A 15584-nucleotide genomic window follows, 5' to 3' on the forward strand; every position below is an offset into this window, starting at 1 on the left:
TAAAAATCTGCCCTTCGCGGGCTTTTTGAGAAAGCCTGCGAGAGCGCTTTTATCATGCGTTTTATCCCCGCTTTGCCGCCATGCACACCACTCCCGTCACCTGCCCAAGCTGCTTCCAAGAGTTTGAGGTTACCACCCCCTCGTACAACGAAATCCCCTGCGATGTGGACTACGATTGCGAAATTTGCTGCCGTCCTTTGCGCATCTTTTTTTCCGACGATGAAGGCGAAATTACCGGCACCGCTTATGGCCTCGGAGACAGCGGACCTTTTGGTTGAGCAGAGAATGCATTTGGATGTTTGCAAAAACAGAAGTTGTCGTTAATCTCGAAAAATCCCGCTGCCAGGAGTCTGGTGGATGGGAAGCTTAGCAAACTGGTTAACACCCACACACACATGAAAATCGCTATCCTCGCCCTCATCGCGGCTTCCGCCGTGCTGTCCTCCTGCCAGCAGCCACCTCCCCCGCCGCCGCCACCACCTGCCCACACCAGCAAGTAATTGGCCGCCGCCTAGTGCGGATGGTTGTTAAACGGTCAAACTATACATCATTACCTATATGAAAATCGCTATCCTTGCCCTCATCGCGGCTTCCGCCGTCCTTTCCTCCTGCCAGCAGCCCGCTCCGCCTCCGCCGCCGCCGCCAATGCACACCGGCAAGTAAGTAATCTGCCGCTATGAGCGGCGGGTTGTTTAACTTACGTGTGATCTTGGTCCGTCTTGCCACTGTTCTTGCGCTGCGTCCGTGATGCTTCATGCATCCTGTTCCAGCAAAGAAGGCATGTGCGAAGTGCGACGCCAAAGCGAAGGCCGGCTGCAAAGACGGTCACAGCACTAGTCCGACAGGAAACTGCCATACTCGCCGCCGCTCCCCACCCAACCGGGGAACGGCGGCTTTTTTATTTCCACGTCGCACCCACGCCATTCCAGGACCGGTTCTCAGTTCTTTCCTGGCTTTCCGCATGCCTCCCTCCCGTTTCGAGTCCATTCTCCCTGCCCCATGCCAGACTGCCTGCTCGCCCTCGAATCCTCCTGCGATGAGACCGCTGCTGCTATTTGCACCCTGCAGGGGGATTTGATCGCCAGTCGCATCGCATCCCAGATCGAGATCCACCGCCAGTACGGTGGCGTCGTGCCCGAGGTCGCTTCCCGCAATCACATCCTTCACGTCCGCCCCCTCGTACAGCAGGTCCTGGTGGATTCAGGCAAATCCCTCGCCGACATGGCCGCCTTCGCCGCCACCAGCGGTCCCGGGCTTGTGAGCTCCCTGCTCATCGGCACCTCCATGGCCAAGGCCCTCTCCATCGCGGAAAACAAGCCCTTCCTGGCCGTCAACCACATGGAGGGCCATCTGCTTTCCCCCTTCATGAATGGCCAGGGCCCCGTCCGTCCCTGCATCGCGCTCATCGTCAGCGGCGGCCATACCATGCTCGTCCACGTGCTCGGCGTCGGCCGCTACTCCCTTCTCGGACGCACCCGCGATGACGCCGCTGGAGAGGCCTTCGACAAGGTCGCCAAAATGATCGGCCTCCCCTATCCCGGTGGCCCCGAGATCGACAAACTCGCCACCCGTGGCGATCCCACTGCCTTCGCATTCCCCCGCAGCTTTCTCGACGGCCGCAGCCTCGAGTTCAGCTTCAGCGGCCTCAAGACCGCCGTCCTCTACGAACTGCCCCGTCTCGATCTCAAAAGCGAGCAGACCTTGGCCGACCTCAGCGCCAGCGTGCAGGCCGCCATCATCGAAGTCCTCGTCGAAAAACTCGTGCTCGCAGCCAAGCAATCTCGCGAAAAACTCGTCACCGTCAGCGGCGGCGTCAGTTGCAATCGCGGCCTCCGTACCGCCCTCACCGCACGCTGCGCCAAAGAAGGCCTGCAACTCCTCCTCGCACGTCCGGACCTTTGCACCGATAATGCCGGCATGATCGCTTTCGCCGCGGCTCAACGTTTCAGCATCGGCCACACCTCCCAGCTTGAGGCGGATGTGGACCCCAATCTCTCCCTCGTAACCTAAGCCCCCTCCTTCCTATGCGCCCGCTTCTCCTCCTCTGCGCATGCACCACCCTGCATGCGGGCGACTGGCCGCAGTTCCTCGGCCCCCAGCGCACTTGTACCGCTGCCGACGAAGCCCCCATCACAGGCGCCTCTGAGCCAGAGCCCCTGTGGCGGCGCATGCTTGGCAGCGGCCATGCCGGTCCCGTCGTCTTCAAAAACCGTGTCATCATCACCCACCGCCAGGGCGGCGAGATCATCACCGAGGCGCTTGAGGCCGCCGATGGCAAACCTGTCTGGAAGCACTCCAGCCCCACCACCTACCGCGACAGCTTCGGCTTCGACAACGGCCCCCGTGCCGTCCCCTGCATCGCCGCCGGCAAAGTCATCACCCATGGCCCCGAAGGCATGGTTGAGGCCCTCGATTTCGATACCGGCGCCAAGATCTGGAGCTACGACACCGTCGCCGAACTCGAGTCGCCCCAGGGCTACTTCGGCCGCGCCTGCTCCCCCATGGTGGTGGACGTCAAAGTCCTCCTAAATGTCGGCGGCAAAAACGCCCAGGGCGGCGCCGGCATCATCGCCCTCGACCTCGCCACAGGCAAACTCCTCTGGCAGGCCACTGACGACGAGGCCAGCTACTCCTCCCCCGTCCAGATCCCCGACGACAAGGACGTCAGCGCCTTCTTCACCCGCCGCGGTGTCCTCGTGGCTCAAAACAGCGACGGCAAGGTGCTCGCTGACGACTCCTTCCGCGCAGGAATCGACGCCTCCGTCAACGCCGCCGCTCCCGTCCCCTGTGGAGATGGCAGGCTCCTCTTCACCGCCGCCTACGATGTCGGCGCCGGCCTCTGGCAGTGGAACAAGGCCGAGCACAAGCTCACCAGCGTCTGGAAAAAAGCCGATGCGCTCGACTGCCACTACACCACCCCCGTTTACCACGCCGGCCATGTCTATGGCCTGCATGGCCGGCAGGAGACCGGCATGGCGCTGCGCTGCCTGGATGTGGCCACCGGCAAAGTCGCTTGGGAGGCTCCCGACCACCTCCAGGGCGGAACCCTCATCCTCGTCGGCGACAAGCTGCTCCTCCACAGCGAAGCCGGCGAACTCTGGATCTTCTCCGCCGACCCCAAAAAGTTTAATCTCCTCCAGCGCAGCCAGATCACCCGCGCCGGCCACCGCTCCCACGACGCCTACTCCAATGGTCTCCTCTTCGCCCGCGACGCTGAGAAGATGGTCGTCGTAAAGGTGAAGTAGGCCAGCCACCACTGAAGTGATGTGGGCACTCTTGCCCGCAAGCCGAGCGTCTCAACAGCCCTCTCCTTGCTTACCACTCGTGAGTCCCTAAAGTAATGCAGACACTTTTGGAGTTGTATCATCCCATCGTGCACCCGCACTCCAGTGTGAGTCATTTAGCACTCGTGAACCCGTTTTATTTTTCTTGGATAAATTGAAATTCACCACGCCTGACAACTATTTCAGATAATGTGGTTTTTTCCTGAGCCTGCCAGCTTGCTTTTCCACCATAACCTTTTCCTTTCTCGCCCACTTCAATAAGAGAGATGGTCGATCCGTCACGGCTTGCCAGCAAAACGCAGGTCTTGCCAGGAAGAAGAAGCCATCGCGACTTGTAGGCCGTTTTAATCCCTATTTGATGGCTGATTTCAGATGCTCCGGATTCAATCAATGCTGCGACACTTCTGTCTAGATCAGCCAGTATCGCAATGGAGCTAGGACGCTTCACAGACTCTTCGCCACAAGCTTTCACGGCGAGGAAAGTCAGAAAAAGGGTAAGAAATACGATCAAATGGCTCATATCGCGCATTCAGTCCATTCGCCCGAGATTGTTTCGTCACTCAAGGGATGATTCGTGAATCGTTGAGTTGCGAGATTCCCTCAAATAAAGCCGCTCCATCCTCAGGCCTCCGGAAAAATTTTTCTACCCGAAATTTTTCGACCTCTTCTCAGGAACGACGAAACGCCCCCAAACTCCCCACTGGATTGCTCCCCCACCGCGTCTATCTAATCCCCCCATGGCACAGATCGGCAAACGCAACTCCCTCACAGTCCTCCACAGCACGCCTCACGGCATCTACCTGGACGGCGGTGAGCATGGCGAGATCCTCATGCCGAACCGCTACATCCCCAAGGGCACCAGCCTTGACGACAAGCTCGGCGTCTTCATCTACCGCGACTCCGAGGACCGCCTCGTCGCCACCACCGAGGTCCCCTTCGCCATGGTCGGCGAATTTGCCACCCTCGAAGTCGTCAGCGTGAACCGCAACGTCGGCGCCTTCCTCAACTGGGGCCTCCTCAAGGACCTCCTCCTCCCCTTCCGCGAACAGGCAGACCAAGTCTATGTCGGCGACAAAGTCGTCGCCTACATCATGCTCGATGAAAAAACCGACCGCATCATCGCCACCACCCGCCTCAATCGCCACCTCAGCCGCGCCCGCCCTCCCTTCAGGCCCGCCCAGCCCGTCTCCCTCCTCATCACCGCCCGCACGCCGCTCGGCTACAATGCCATCGTCGAAGGCACCCACCTCGGCCTGCTCTACCACTCCAACATCGGCGCCCCGCTCCAGATCGGCCAGAAGCTCAGCGGCTTCGTCAGCGCCGTCCACCCCAGCGGCAAGATCGATCTCAGCCTCGACGCCTCCGGCTACCAGCGCGTCGCCTCCCTCACCGACCGCATTCTCGAAGCCCTCAAGAACAGCGGCGGCAAACTCCCCTTCGACGACGACAGCCCGCCCGAGGCCATCCGCACCCATTTCGAAGCCAGCAAAAAAGCCTTCAAACAAGCCCTCGGTGCCCTCTACAAACAGCGCCGCATCGAATTCACCCGCCCCGGCATCGCCATTCTGGACGTCCGCGATGCCAAAGAAGGAGACTGGAAACCCTCCGCCCAACGCTGATCACCGCACGGCCCGCAAAAACCGTCCGTCGGAGGTTACGCAGCAGGTCTCCACCCCTCCATCAAAAACCACCACATAGGGATGAGTGAGCTTCGACAGCTCACGCCACAGTCCTTCCGCCAGAGTTTGCGTCACCGGCACATTCGCAACCACAGTCATGGTGGAGCCAGGCTCACCCCAGCGACTCGATGAAAAATCGGCCTCCTCAAGCCCTCCATCGCTGAAACTCCCCTGTGTTTTGAGATAAGCGACCACCACGTCATAGAGCGCATCAAACTCCGCCTCCGAAATCATGCGGGGCTTTCCAGAGAGCGCTTCAATCTCATCCTCCGTCAACAGTTCAGGCTGCATGCGGACCATGTTCGCCCAAAAGAAAAAGGCAGCAAGCACCACAGTGCTTGCTGCCAGAATCATCGAAAGCTTACGCCTCAAGGCAGCGGAAACCGTTGATTCGCCTCGCTGACTTCCTTGCGGATCTGCGCCAAAGCGGCTGCATCCTCGCGGTTCGTCAGAGCACGATCAATCCAAGCGGCGATCTGCTTCATCTCGGCTTCCTTCATGCCACGCGTCGTCACCGCAGGAGTTCCCACCCGAATGCCACCGCCCAGCGTGATCTTCTCCGTATCAAATGGAATACCATTCTTGTTCACGGTGATCGCCGCCTTGTCCAGAGTCTCGCTGGCGATCTTCCCATTGAGTCCTTTCGGACGCAAATCCACCAGCATGAGATGATTGTCCGTGCCACCGCTGGTGATGCGATAGCCCAGCTCGATGAGCGCCGCAGCCAATGCCTGCGCATTCTTCACCACCTGCGCCGTGTAGTCCTTGAAGCCGGGCTTGAGGCATTCGCCAAAGCACACCGCCTTCGCCGCGATCACGTGCATGAGCGGTCCGCCCTGCACACCTGGGAAGACTTGGCTCTGGATCTTCTTGAAGAGGTCCTCGTTGTTCGTCAGGATCATCCCACCGCGCGGGCCACGCAGGCTCTTGTGCGTCGTGGTCGTTACGAAATCCGCATATTCCATCGGCGAAGGATGCGCGCCACCGGCCACCAGGCCAGCGATGTGCGCCATGTCCACAAACAGATAAGCACCCACGCTCTTCGCGATCTCGCTCATCTTCTTAAAGTCAATGATGCGCGGATACGCGCTCGCGCCCGCCGTGATCATCTTCGGCTTCTCACGCAGGGCCACTTCGGCGAGTTCATCATAATTGATGCGCTCGTCTTCGGCGCTCACGCCGTACTGGCAGAACTGGTAGAAGCGTCCCGAGAAGTTCGCCGGATTGCCGTGCGTCAGATGTCCGCCATGGGCCAGGTTCATGCCCAGCACCTTGTCGCCCGGCTGCAGTACGCTGAAATACACCGCCGCATTCGCCTGCGAGCCAGAGTGCGGCTGCACGTTGGCAAACTTCGCGCCAAACAGCTGGCACGCGCGGTCGATCGCCAGCTGCTCCACCTTGTCCACCTCTTCGCAGCCGCCGTACCAGCGCTTGCCCGGGTAGCCCTCGGCATACTTGTTCGTCAGGCAGCTGCCCTGCGCCGCCATCACCGCTTTGCTGGTGAAGTTCTCGCTCGCGATCAGCTCGATGTGGTCCTGCTGACGGTGCTGCTCGCCATGAATGATCTCCGCCACCGCCGGATCGCTTGCTTCCAGAATGTCCAGCGGATGCGGCTGCGTATTCATCTTGTCCACCCGGCGGCCGTGGCGGCCTCCGGCAAAAGGGGTCTTCAACCAGGCGTCCACAATTTCCTTCGCCGCTGCTTCCGGCGTGTTTTTGCCGGAGAGGCACAGCACGTTTGAGTTGTTGTGCTCACGGGTGATCGCCGCCGTCTGCGCGTCTCCCACCAGGGAAGCCTGGATGCCCACGTGCCGGTTCGCTGCGATGCACATGCCGATTCCGGTCGTGCACACCAGAATGCCCGCGTCCGCCTCGCCCGAAAGCACCTTGTCCGCCACCACTTCGGCGTAGTCAGGATAATCCACCGAATCATGCGAATTCACCCCGAGATCCTCCACGCCATAACCGGCGGATTTCAGATGCGAGACGACGGCATTTTTCAAATCCACGCCGCCATGGTCGGCGGCGATGGCGAGTTTACTGGGAAGGCTGCCGTTGGAGGTTCTGGTCATTTTTTTGCTTGGGGGGTGTTTGGGGGGGAACGAAAGTCGGTGGGCGGATGGCTGCTGTCATCCATCATTTTTCTTCCAGGTCTGGTCGATGTAGGCCAGCAGGCTGGGCAGCATTTTTTCCAGGGACCGCAGCGTCTCTTCATACGCCTGGCGGCCCTGTCCAAAGGGGTCGGAAACATCCTTGCCCCTCAGCTCGTCTTCGGCGGCAAATTCGGACACCAGATAAACTTTGTCGGTCTGCTCCGGAAATTCATCCACGATCGCCGCCATATGATGCGATGACATGGCAAACACATGCGTGGCCTCGTCCAATATCTTCTTGTCGAGCATCCGGCTCTGAAAGCTGGCCAAGTCCATTCCGCGATCCTTCAGCAGCGCCGCCGTGTGCTTGCTGGCAGGCATGCCTGGGGCCGCCGCCACTCCGGCGCTCCCCACCTGGTAGTCGGCGCGCTCCCTGACCAGCTCACGAAACAGCGCCTCCGCCATCGGGCTGCGGCAGGTGTTGCCAGTACAAACAAAAAGAACGTTTTTCAAAGTGCTCAGCGGGTTTTGATTCAGCCCCGCCGCGACCGGCGGGGGTTCAGTGTGTCCCGACACCCTCGTTTGTCAAAGGCAGAGCAAAACCTGTCCATAAGCATTTTCATGAAATATCCCGCTTGCCAAAGGGGTCGCTCATGGGCTTTGCTCACGTTTGTCTTATTTTCAAGCGCTTAACCCCGGATGGCGGAACGATACAAAATATACGAGAAGCTCGGCATGGGCGGCGTCGGTGCCGTGTTCCGCGCCTATGACAGCCAGCTAAAGCGCTGGGTCGCTGTCAAACGGCTCCTCACCGCCAACGAAGCGGACGTCGACAAAAACGTCGCTTCTGAGCTCCGTCGCGAGGCCGACGCCCTCGCCTCCCTGCGCAATCCCAACATCGTCACCATCTTCGACGTCGCCAGCGATGACGAAGGCCTCTTCATGGTGATGGAACTGCTGCAGGGAGAAGACCTCGCGGACGTCGTCGCCCGCGGCCCCTTGCCTTACGACGATTTCAAGGAGCTCGCCTCCCAGACTTTGGAAGGCCTCCTCGCTGCTCACCAGCACCACATCCTCCATCGCGACATCAAGCCGGAGAACATCAAGGTCGAGCGTCTCCCCGGCGGCCGCATGCAGGCCAAGATCATCGACTTCGGCCTCGCCCGTGCCGGCCTCCGCGCCCGCAAGCAGACGGAGGATCAGGAAGGCACCGTCATGGGTTCCATTTATTACATGGCGCCCGAGCAACTCACCCGCGAGCCCGTGGACGAGCGCACCGACCTTTATTCCCTCGGCTGCGTCTTCTATGAAGCCCTCTCCGGTCGCAAGGCTTTCGATGGCACCTCCATGGCCGAGGTTATCGACAAACACATCGACCACGTCCTCGTCCCGCTGCATCAGATCGCCCCGCACGTTCCGCAGTGGCTCGGTGCCTGGTGCGCCCGTCTCATGGCCCAGAAGCCGGACGACCGTCCCGCCAATGCGCAGCAGGCTATCGAAGAATTCCGCGCCTGGGAAAAAATGCCCACCATGGTCCCCTACGGTCCTTGGATGGGCATGTACGCACCGCCACCGGTTTACATGGCGCCCGTCATGCCTCCCGGCACGGGCACCGTGCCTCTCACAGGCTATTACCCTCCTCCAGAGCATCAGCACCAGGCCGTTTACGCCGAGCCCGTGGTGGAGGCCGTGCAGGTCGATTACACAGACCCTCAGGTCGTTCTGGAGACCGCTGCCATCACCAGCCAGCTCACCCCCGCACCGCGCAGACCCGCCAGCGGTCAGCATCGGCAGCCTGCCTCCGCCGCCACTCCCCAGTCCGGCAAACTCAGCCCGAAATTGATCAAACAGATCGCCATCATCGGCGGAGCTGTCGTCGTGCTCGGTATCGGCGGCTGCTTCTTCTTCGGCCGCGGCGGCGGCGGCTCCGGACCAGCGAAAACGGGCATCGCCTCCCTCATCTCGTCCAATCCTCCCAAGGTCACTTTCCAGCTACCTCTGGAGCGTGCGTTCCCGCCGGTGGATGCCGGCCTCTCTCTCTTCCATGTGGGCAATGTCGGCATCCTCACCAATCGCAAAGGTGGTGATGGAAAACCGGCCACGGCCAATCCCAACGAACCGGTCATCGAGTGGCACGACATCTCCGAACGCGGCAACGACAACATCCTGCGCGCCTATCAGAACAGCCCCGACTACGCCCCCAAGCGCATCAACTGGCCTGAATCCGCCACCGGGGGCAGCGCCAAGCCCGGCCGCGTCGTCCTCGATTTCCATTCCCGCAACGGCAAGCCCTGCATCCTGGAGCTCGATGATACCGGCAATGAAACCCAGAGCATGCCTTTCGGCACCAAGCCCGCCCCGGCGACCAATGAGAAAGGTCTCACGGTCGGCATCGCCTTCCAGGCCGACGCCGCGAAGCTCCCCACCCGGGTCTTCACCATGGCCAATGAAGACGGCACTCTCCTTTCCCTGCTGGTGGATGACAAAAAGAACCTCGTGCTCGAAGTGAAGCACGAAGGTGGCAGTCCCACCCTCACCTCCAAGGACGTCAAAGGCACCCTGCCCTGCCTCGCATTCATCACCTGGAATACCAACAGCGGCGCCGTTGAACTCCGCGCCAAGGATGCCGAAGGAAAATCCTTCACATCCTCCGGCGGCAGGTCCACCGCACCCTACAAACCACTCAATCACCTTCTCATCGGGCGCGACCGCGAGAGCTCCGGCGCCAATGTCGGCGTCCAGGACCAGTTCAATGGCTTCCTCGCGGAGCTCTTTGTTTACTCAGTCATTCTGAAGCCCGATCAGGCGCAGCTCGTCGACAAAAACGTGCGCGAATACTATTTCCAGCCTTCCGCCCCGGCACCGCTTAGCACCCGCCTGAAAACCAAGCTCCCCCAGATCGAGCCCCGCAGCGCCTGGAAGCTCAACGCCAGCCACAAAAAGGAAGACCTCTCCAAGGCCACGGACGGCAACACCGCCTCTCGCTGGAGCAATGGCGTTTCCATGAAAGGCGGCGAGTGGTTCACCGTCGAGCTACCCACCCAGGAAAACATCGCCGGCCTCGCCCTCGACAGCCAGGGCAGCGTCACGGATTATCCCCGCAAATACAAAGTCGAGCTCTCATCCGATGGCAAAGCATGGAGCCCCCCCGTGGCCCAGGGAGATGGCAGCGTGCTGACGGAAGTTGTTTTCAAAGCGCCGCAGCAGGCCCGTTTCGTCCGCATCACCCAGCTCGGCACCGCCTCCAACTACTGGGGCATCAACGAAATCGTCCTCTTCAAGAAGTAGGCGCCTTCCAGGCTGCTGGAGCCGTTCCTGTAAAGGCGCTCCCCATGGCTCATGCACCCATGCAGAGTGCAGTTCATCGTTCTACTTTGGTGAACTTCAGGGTGTCCATGAAACTCGCCTGGAGCTTTTCACCCGAGGCCTCAGGGATCCGTGGTCCAAAGGAGACACCACCAAAGTAAAATCAGTGGTGCAAGAGCCGCTCACCAGCGCCGCCAGGCGGTTATCTCTTCACCGAACTCCCACACGTAAACAAGCCCTCGAATCCATCCTTCTGATAGAGGGCAGTCCAAACGGGTGCAAACACATCGCTCCGCCACGGGAAAACCACATCCTACCGCATCGCCGCGCACAGGCCCTTCCGCAGCACCTGCGCCTGCTCATTCGTGAGCCCCGCAGGCGCCGCCACCGCCGCATGCACGATGCCCACCGCCGTGTCACACGGAATCACCGTCAGCACATTCCCCGACGCCAGCGTTTGATGAATCAACGGAGGCGTTTCACACGCGGACATCGCGCTCGCGCGCACCGCCGCTCCCCACGCCATCATCGTTGAGAGCACCAGCCCGGCCTTTGCCTCTCCGCCCCACAGCACTTCGCCATCGTCACTCATCACCAGCACGTGTCCGCCGTCTTCCTGCAGCACCTTCCGCGCCCATCCTGCAAATGCCGCCAGCCGCACCTCGCGAGATCCCGCAGGCACCTCAAACAACGGTCTCTGCGGCGGCTCCACAGCCATGGGCACACTGGCCGCGGCCGCAGCGTGGGAGCGGTTGCTTTGAGCCAGCACCGTTTCCCTCTTCACCGCGTTTCCATTAGTCTCGGGCGGGCTCTCCACCGGGGCCATCTCAGTCGCCCGCGTGAGTATTCCCGCATCTGCCGCGCGCTGGCGGATCGCGCGCAGCTTGTCACGGATCCGGCTCAGCGGCAGCGCCGCAGGCGGCATGGGGGGCGGCGGCTCGTCTTCCTCAGGAGAAATTTCCATCACCTCTTCCACCTCCGGGTTCAGCAGCCCGGGTTCAGCAGCAGCCGCCGCCGTCACCGCCGTCTCCACTGTCGCGGGCACTGCCTGTGCAGGCGCTTCCATCCAGTCCATGGCAAATCCCCACGGCTTCTCGCCAGGGTCTGTCAGCGTCTCCGGCACCGTGTCGATCTCCATCAGTCCGCACGCTCCAGTTCCGGCCGGCTTTTGAGGCTCTATCTGCGCCACCAGCGCCTTGATCTGGTCCGCGTCAATCCATGAGACTTGCATGTCCATGCTCCCTTTCACGTTCATGGGTCAGTCCTGTCCGCTGTTCCAGCTCGGCCGCGACCTGGTCAAAGATCAGCGCCTCCGGCGGCGGGTTTCGCTTCGTCAGCGCCACTGGCACTCCCAGCGCGCTCGCTTCGAGAAATGAAGGCAGCCGTGGAATGCTCTGCTGAAACATCAGGTTCGGCGGCAGCATGTCGCGCAGTTCCCGCGCCACCTTCAGGCTCATCTCGTTTTCACGCATCACCATCGTCAGCAAAATCCCCGCCACCCGCACCCCCGCGCCTTCCGCCCGGAACCGCGCCAGCGTCTCCAGCAGGTGCGGCACGCTGCGGATCGCCAGCGGTTCCGCCTGCTGCGGCAGGATCACAAAATCACACGCCTTCACCACCGCTTCAGTCGTGCTGCTCATCCCCGCCGCCGTGTCCATGAGCACCACATCCGCCCCGCGCAGTTCCGCGCCACGCAGCAGGTCCCCCAGCCGCGCCGGCACCTCGTGCGGAGACCAGCCCTGCCGCGCACACGTGTCATACTGTCCCGCTGGCACGATCTCCAGTTCCGGCAGCCTTGTCGGCACCACCATTTTCCCCAGGTCCCCGCCACGCACCAGAAACTCGTGAAAGCCCTCCCTCGCCTTCGTGCTTTTTGCCAGGGACAGGCCCACGCCCCCCTGCGGATCCGTGTCGATCAACAGCACCCGCCAGCCCCGCCGCGCCAGTGAATAGGCCAGATTGATGCACAACGTGGTTTTCCCCACGCCTCCTTTCTGGCTCGCCGTTGCTATCGCTATCACGCTTCGATGCTAAGGTGGCTTTGGCGATTCGCAAGAAGTTGCGCTCCAGTCCATTCAAGATTGGCCCCGTTTTCGAAAAGGTCCTTCGGAGACCCTTCATGCGGGCACACATCGCCCCCGTCCGGGCCTCCTTCATGTTCGGCGTCACGCGACAAGATTTTTGAGAGCAGAATTAAGTGCGAAACGTTTCCGTCCTTGTGGGATTTGATCCATGCGCCTCACTGCATCCTCACATGAAACTGCCCTTCTCCCTCTGCCTGGCGTTCGCCTTCTCGTTCACTTCCTGTGAACGTCATGCGGAGCTCAAGCGTGAGCTCGCTTCGCTGCAAGCCTCCAGCAAGCAGGACGAGGCCGCCATTCAAAAGCTCGACCAGGACATCGCCTCCTTCGGCGGCACCGGCGCCACCAGCAGATACTCCGAGCAAGCCCAGCTCAAACAGGAGCAGCTGCGCCCCCTCGAATTTGCCATCCCTCCCAGGGAGCGCCAGCTCTCCGCCATCGAAACGGAGTTCGCCAGGCTCAAGCCCGCCGCTGAAGCCTACAAAGCAGCGCATCTGAAATAATCCTCCTCCCCCACGCCCTGTGTTCGATTTCCGCGCCAGCACCCTCATCAAGCTCATCCTGCTCTTCGCCGGCGTCCTTGCGGCCGGGGACTACTTTTATCGGCTGGACAAACTCAAGACGGAGCTTGCCGAACAAAAGTCCCGCTCCGCAGACCTCCACGAAACCCTCCTCGCCCGCCAGCAGGAATGGACGGAACTCAAGAGTGCCAAAGACAAGCTCGATCAACTCTCAAAGCACGAGCAGGACATCATCAAGCAGCGCGACCTCCTCGACCAAAAGGAAAAGAAGCTTCACGTCGAGATCAAGTATCAGGCCGACTCCATGGCAGCCACCGTCGAGAAAGCTCGCTCTTCCGCCATCGGCACCCTCATTCCGGAACTCAAGCTCCTCAACCGCCCCACCCTCTACAACGCCAAGATCTTTAAAATCACCGACGACTCCATCGCCTTCCTCCACGAAGACGGCGTCGCCAACCTCAAAGCCACCGCAGAAGAACTCCCTGCGGACCTCCAGCAGAAGTACGACCTCGGTCCGAAAGCCATCACTCCGCAGTTGTTCAAGCTGCTCAAGTAGCCGTCCTCTCCGCAACCGCAGTTCCCGCACTCGCATCATTTTCGGCCCGAAGCGGGTAATTAGCCCTTTGTTTTAAACATAACAGGCAGGCACCCACCCAACCAGGGCCAATGCTCTGCCGCCAAGCACTTGCCAGACTTTTTCGAGAGCCGGGCTAATCTTCAGACCGTCCTTGGCATATTTGCGGCTTGATTTCGCCAGGAAAAATCTCTTTAAGTGCATTTTTCTGGTTCCCATGAAAAATTCCATATCATTCCTGCCTCGCGCCACTAGGGCTGTTCTACTCGCCGCAAGCATGTTCGCAGGCATCGCCCCCCTGCCTTCCCCGGCCCAGGAAGTCACACCCCTGTTGGAGGTGCAGAGTTCCTTTGGCAAAAAGAGCTATCAAAACGTCAAGGTCATGTCCGTCACGCCTCAGGGTGTGAAAGTTTTGCACGATGGTGGCATCTCCGTGATTCCTGCCACCTCCCTCCCCAAGGAGTGGCTGGCCAGATATGCCCCAGATGCATCCGGCCTCCCCGGCGTTAAAGCAGATGTTTCTGTGTCCCCGCAAATGCCCAGTCCGGATGCCACCACTTCGGCGCAAGGAGCGGTCGTCACCTCCTTTGATCCCTCCTCGCTCGTCATCATCAAGACAAACAACGGCAGCGGCTCAGGCTTCATCGCTAAAGCCAATGGTAAAACCTACATCTATACCAATGCCCACGTCATCTGTGGCACCCTGGGTTCATTTACCACCAAGATCGTCAGCGTTCAGACCGCTTCCGGACGCACCATCCCCGTGCCCTATGAACTGGAGCTCTCCGATGTCAATGATCCCACCACCGACAGCGGACTCGAGGACGTCGCACGTTTTCCCATCGTCCTCAAAGACGGAGAAAGCGCTTATGAAATCTCCGAGCTCGATCCCAACATCGCCATGAGCGCCAAAGTCATCGCCTACGGCAACAGCCTCGGCGGCAATGTCGTCACCTCCCTCCCCGGCACCATACTCGGCCTCGGCAATGACCGCCTCGAGATCAGTTGCGATATCGTACCCGGCAACAGCGGCGGCCCCGTCGTTCTCGAACAAACCAAGAAAGTCATCGGCATCTCCACTTATGCCACCAACGGCCAGCGAGACATCTGGTCCAGAGGCACTAAGTTTGAAGGGGTCCGCCGCTTCGCCATGCGGCCCGAAAAAGTCACCAAATGGCGCAAAATGCTCTACACCTCGCTCATGTCCTCCACCGCGGAGCTCAATGCCTTTGATCGCGACACCCTCTCCCTCGCCGCGGCTTGCTTTCTCAATCCCAAACCCAATAACGCAGGCTTTGATTTTTCCGTTCAGTCCAAAGGCGACTACGTCATTCGCACCGTGCTCGTCGATGGTGGCAAGCATTCCCTCGGACAGTCCATCAACACAGGCATCGCACGCGTGAACCAGAAACTCGGCGGTGGCTTGGGTGGCAACACAGCACGCATGGCCGTGCAAGGTGTCGTCGGTCACTTCGCCGAATTCTTCAACACCGTCGCCCAGGCCTCCTCCTCTCAAATGCAGGGCCTCCAGAGTGCCGACCGCGCCCCCTACTTGAAGAAGAACGTCCCAGACCTCCTCCGCGAACGCAAAGAAGTCCACAACACCTTCGTTCAGCAGTCCGCCCGCTTCAGATAGTTCCGTCAGCAAGCATTTGGTTAGGAAGACAGAATCGCGTCTCCGTCCAACCATAGCATGATCGTGGCGGCACGACCGCCCGTCTGTCCGCGTGCCGCAAACAACACTCCAGTTCCGGAACCGCACCAAGGCTGCAAGGCGGCTTTGGCATGCGATCACCCCTCTGCATCATGCACCACGTTCGTCACCCGGCCGCAGATGGCTCCGCTTTTGACCCAGCCGTTGATCTTTCCCAGATTGTTGCCGATTAAAAACTCGTCGCCCCGAATATCCCGCACCCGATGAAGCAGGTAGCTGCGCTGCCACTGCACCAGCACCACGTCATCGACCTTCACCTCACGCACATCCACTGGCGACACCGTGACCAGATCTCCGCTCTCAATGCGGCCACGCATCGACCCGCCCTGTGG

At 60.5% G+C, this 15584-nt stretch carries 15 protein-coding genes; 8 read left to right on the forward strand and 7 right to left on the reverse strand.

Annotation, left to right across the window (positions count from 1 at the left end; all coding sequences use genetic code 11):
- Nucleotides 1–80: 80 nt before the first annotated feature.
- The 3 genes from ACILSO_RS31435 to ACILSO_RS31445 all read left to right on the forward strand — a co-directional run bounded on the left by ACILSO_RS31435 (nucleotide 81) and on the right by ACILSO_RS31445 (nucleotide 3245).
- Nucleotides 81–278, forward strand: coding sequence for a hypothetical protein (locus tag ACILSO_RS31435; RefSeq protein ID WP_395741463.1), 198 nt, complete (start codon nucleotides 81–83; stop codon nucleotides 276–278).
- A gap of 721 nt (nucleotides 279–999) precedes the next feature.
- Nucleotides 1000–2010 (forward strand): tRNA (adenosine(37)-N6)-threonylcarbamoyltransferase complex transferase subunit TsaD, encoded by a 1011-nt coding sequence (tsaD, locus tag ACILSO_RS31440; RefSeq protein WP_395741464.1) that lies wholly within the window; start codon nucleotides 1000–1002, stop codon nucleotides 2008–2010.
- 14 nt (nucleotides 2011–2024) lie between these two features.
- Nucleotides 2025–3245: a PQQ-binding-like beta-propeller repeat protein gene (locus tag ACILSO_RS31445; protein ID WP_395741465.1), complete on the forward strand. Its 1221-nt coding sequence runs from the start codon at nucleotides 2025–2027 to the stop codon at nucleotides 3243–3245.
- 175 nt (nucleotides 3246–3420) lie between these two features.
- Here the strand turns inward: ACILSO_RS31445 and ACILSO_RS31450 are convergent, their stop codons facing one another.
- A complete protein-coding gene (locus ACILSO_RS31450; protein ID WP_395741466.1) occupies nucleotides 3421–3804 on the reverse strand; it encodes a hypothetical protein in 384 nt (127 codons plus the stop codon).
- Nucleotides 3805–4021: 217 nt separating this feature from the next.
- On the opposite strand from ACILSO_RS31450, the gene ACILSO_RS31455 reads away from it, so the two are divergent.
- Nucleotides 4022–4903 (forward strand): S1 RNA-binding domain-containing protein, encoded by an 882-nt coding sequence (locus tag ACILSO_RS31455; protein WP_395741467.1) that lies wholly within the window; start codon nucleotides 4022–4024, stop codon nucleotides 4901–4903.
- Here ACILSO_RS31455 and ACILSO_RS31460 read toward each other — a convergent pair whose 3' ends face one another.
- From ACILSO_RS31460 to ACILSO_RS31470, 3 genes are all read right to left on the reverse strand, one after another.
- Nucleotides 4904–5254, reverse strand: coding sequence for a hypothetical protein (locus ACILSO_RS31460; protein WP_395741468.1), 351 nt, complete (start codon nucleotides 5252–5254; stop codon nucleotides 4904–4906). It lies immediately after the preceding gene.
- A 77-nt stretch (nucleotides 5255–5331) separates the two neighbouring features.
- Complete coding sequence (rpiB, locus tag ACILSO_RS31465; RefSeq protein WP_395741469.1) at nucleotides 5332–7035, reverse strand: ribose 5-phosphate isomerase B; 1704 nt, start codon at nucleotides 7033–7035, stop codon at nucleotides 5332–5334.
- 57 nt (nucleotides 7036–7092) lie between these two features.
- Entirely contained in the window at nucleotides 7093–7569 is a 477-nt protein-coding gene (locus ACILSO_RS31470; protein ID WP_395741470.1) for a low molecular weight protein arginine phosphatase, read from the reverse strand.
- A 186-nt stretch (nucleotides 7570–7755) separates the two neighbouring features.
- On the opposite strand from ACILSO_RS31470, the gene ACILSO_RS31475 reads away from it, so the two are divergent.
- Nucleotides 7756–10344, forward strand: a complete 2589-nt coding sequence (locus ACILSO_RS31475; RefSeq protein WP_395741471.1) for a protein kinase domain-containing protein — start codon at nucleotides 7756–7758, stop codon at nucleotides 10342–10344.
- Between the two features lie 331 nt (nucleotides 10345–10675).
- On the opposite strand, the gene ACILSO_RS31480 is transcribed toward ACILSO_RS31475, so the two are convergent.
- The gene (locus ACILSO_RS31480; RefSeq protein WP_395741472.1) at nucleotides 10676–11599 is read right to left on the reverse strand and encodes a hypothetical protein; all 924 of its coding nucleotides are present in this window, start codon (nucleotides 11597–11599) and stop codon (nucleotides 10676–10678) included.
- Nucleotides 11574–12383, reverse strand: coding sequence for a ParA family protein (locus ACILSO_RS31485; protein ID WP_395741473.1), 810 nt, complete (start codon nucleotides 12381–12383; stop codon nucleotides 11574–11576). Before ACILSO_RS31485 ends, ACILSO_RS31480 begins: the two co-directional genes overlap by 26 nt.
- Nucleotides 12384–12616: 233 nt before the next feature.
- Here ACILSO_RS31485 and ACILSO_RS31490 point away from each other — a divergent pair, with 233 nt between their 5' ends.
- From ACILSO_RS31490 to ACILSO_RS31500, 3 genes are all read left to right on the forward strand, one after another.
- On the forward strand, nucleotides 12617–12946 hold the full coding sequence (locus ACILSO_RS31490; protein ID WP_395741474.1) for a hypothetical protein: 330 nt from the start codon (nucleotides 12617–12619) through the stop codon (nucleotides 12944–12946).
- Between the two features lie 19 nt (nucleotides 12947–12965).
- Entirely contained in the window at nucleotides 12966–13520 is a 555-nt protein-coding gene (locus ACILSO_RS31495) for a hypothetical protein (protein ID WP_395741475.1), read from the forward strand.
- Nucleotides 13521–13815: 295 nt separating this feature from the next.
- Nucleotides 13816–15174 (forward strand): trypsin-like peptidase domain-containing protein, encoded by a 1359-nt coding sequence (locus ACILSO_RS31500; protein ID WP_395741476.1) that lies wholly within the window; start codon nucleotides 13816–13818, stop codon nucleotides 15172–15174.
- A 155-nt stretch (nucleotides 15175–15329) separates the two neighbouring features.
- On the opposite strand, the gene ACILSO_RS31505 is transcribed toward ACILSO_RS31500, so the two are convergent.
- Nucleotides 15330–15584 (reverse strand): hypothetical protein (locus tag ACILSO_RS31505; protein ID WP_395741477.1); only part of this gene is annotated, 255 nt, incomplete at its 5' end.

It is taken from the genome of Prosthecobacter sp. (assembly GCF_044226605.1).
In the GTDB taxonomy this organism is placed as follows: Bacteria; Verrucomicrobiota; Verrucomicrobiia; order Verrucomicrobiales; family Verrucomicrobiaceae; genus Prosthecobacter.

What these genes read in the sequence shown, in the direction of transcription:
- ACILSO_RS31435 (WP_395741463.1), top strand. Translation starts at nt 81, where the DNA reads ATGCACACCACTCCCGTCACCTGCCCAAGCTGCTTCCAAGAGTTTGAG.
- tsaD (WP_395741464.1), top strand. Translation starts at nt 1,000, where the DNA reads ATGCCAGACTGCCTGCTCGCCCTCGAATCCTCCTGCGATGAGACCGCT.
- ACILSO_RS31445 (WP_395741465.1), top strand. Translation starts at nt 2,025, where the DNA reads ATGCGCCCGCTTCTCCTCCTCTGCGCATGCACCACCCTGCATGCGGGC.
- ACILSO_RS31450 (WP_395741466.1), bottom strand. Translation starts at nt 3,804, where the DNA reads ATGAGCCATTTGATCGTATTTCTTACCCTTTTTCTGACTTTCCTCGCC.
- ACILSO_RS31455 (WP_395741467.1), top strand. Translation starts at nt 4,022, where the DNA reads ATGGCACAGATCGGCAAACGCAACTCCCTCACAGTCCTCCACAGCACG.
- ACILSO_RS31460 (WP_395741468.1), bottom strand. Translation starts at nt 5,254, where the DNA reads ATGCAGCCTGAACTGTTGACGGAGGATGAGATTGAAGCGCTCTCTGGA.
- rpiB (WP_395741469.1), bottom strand. Translation starts at nt 7,035, where the DNA reads ATGACCAGAACCTCCAACGGCAGCCTTCCCAGTAAACTCGCCATCGCC.
- ACILSO_RS31475 (WP_395741471.1), top strand. Translation starts at nt 7,756, where the DNA reads ATGGCGGAACGATACAAAATATACGAGAAGCTCGGCATGGGCGGCGTC.
- ACILSO_RS31480 (WP_395741472.1), bottom strand. Translation starts at nt 11,599, where the DNA reads ATGGACATGCAAGTCTCATGGATTGACGCGGACCAGATCAAGGCGCTG.
- ACILSO_RS31490 (WP_395741474.1), top strand. Translation starts at nt 12,617, where the DNA reads ATGAAACTGCCCTTCTCCCTCTGCCTGGCGTTCGCCTTCTCGTTCACT.
- ACILSO_RS31500 (WP_395741476.1), top strand. Translation starts at nt 13,816, where the DNA reads ATGTTCGCAGGCATCGCCCCCCTGCCTTCCCCGGCCCAGGAAGTCACA.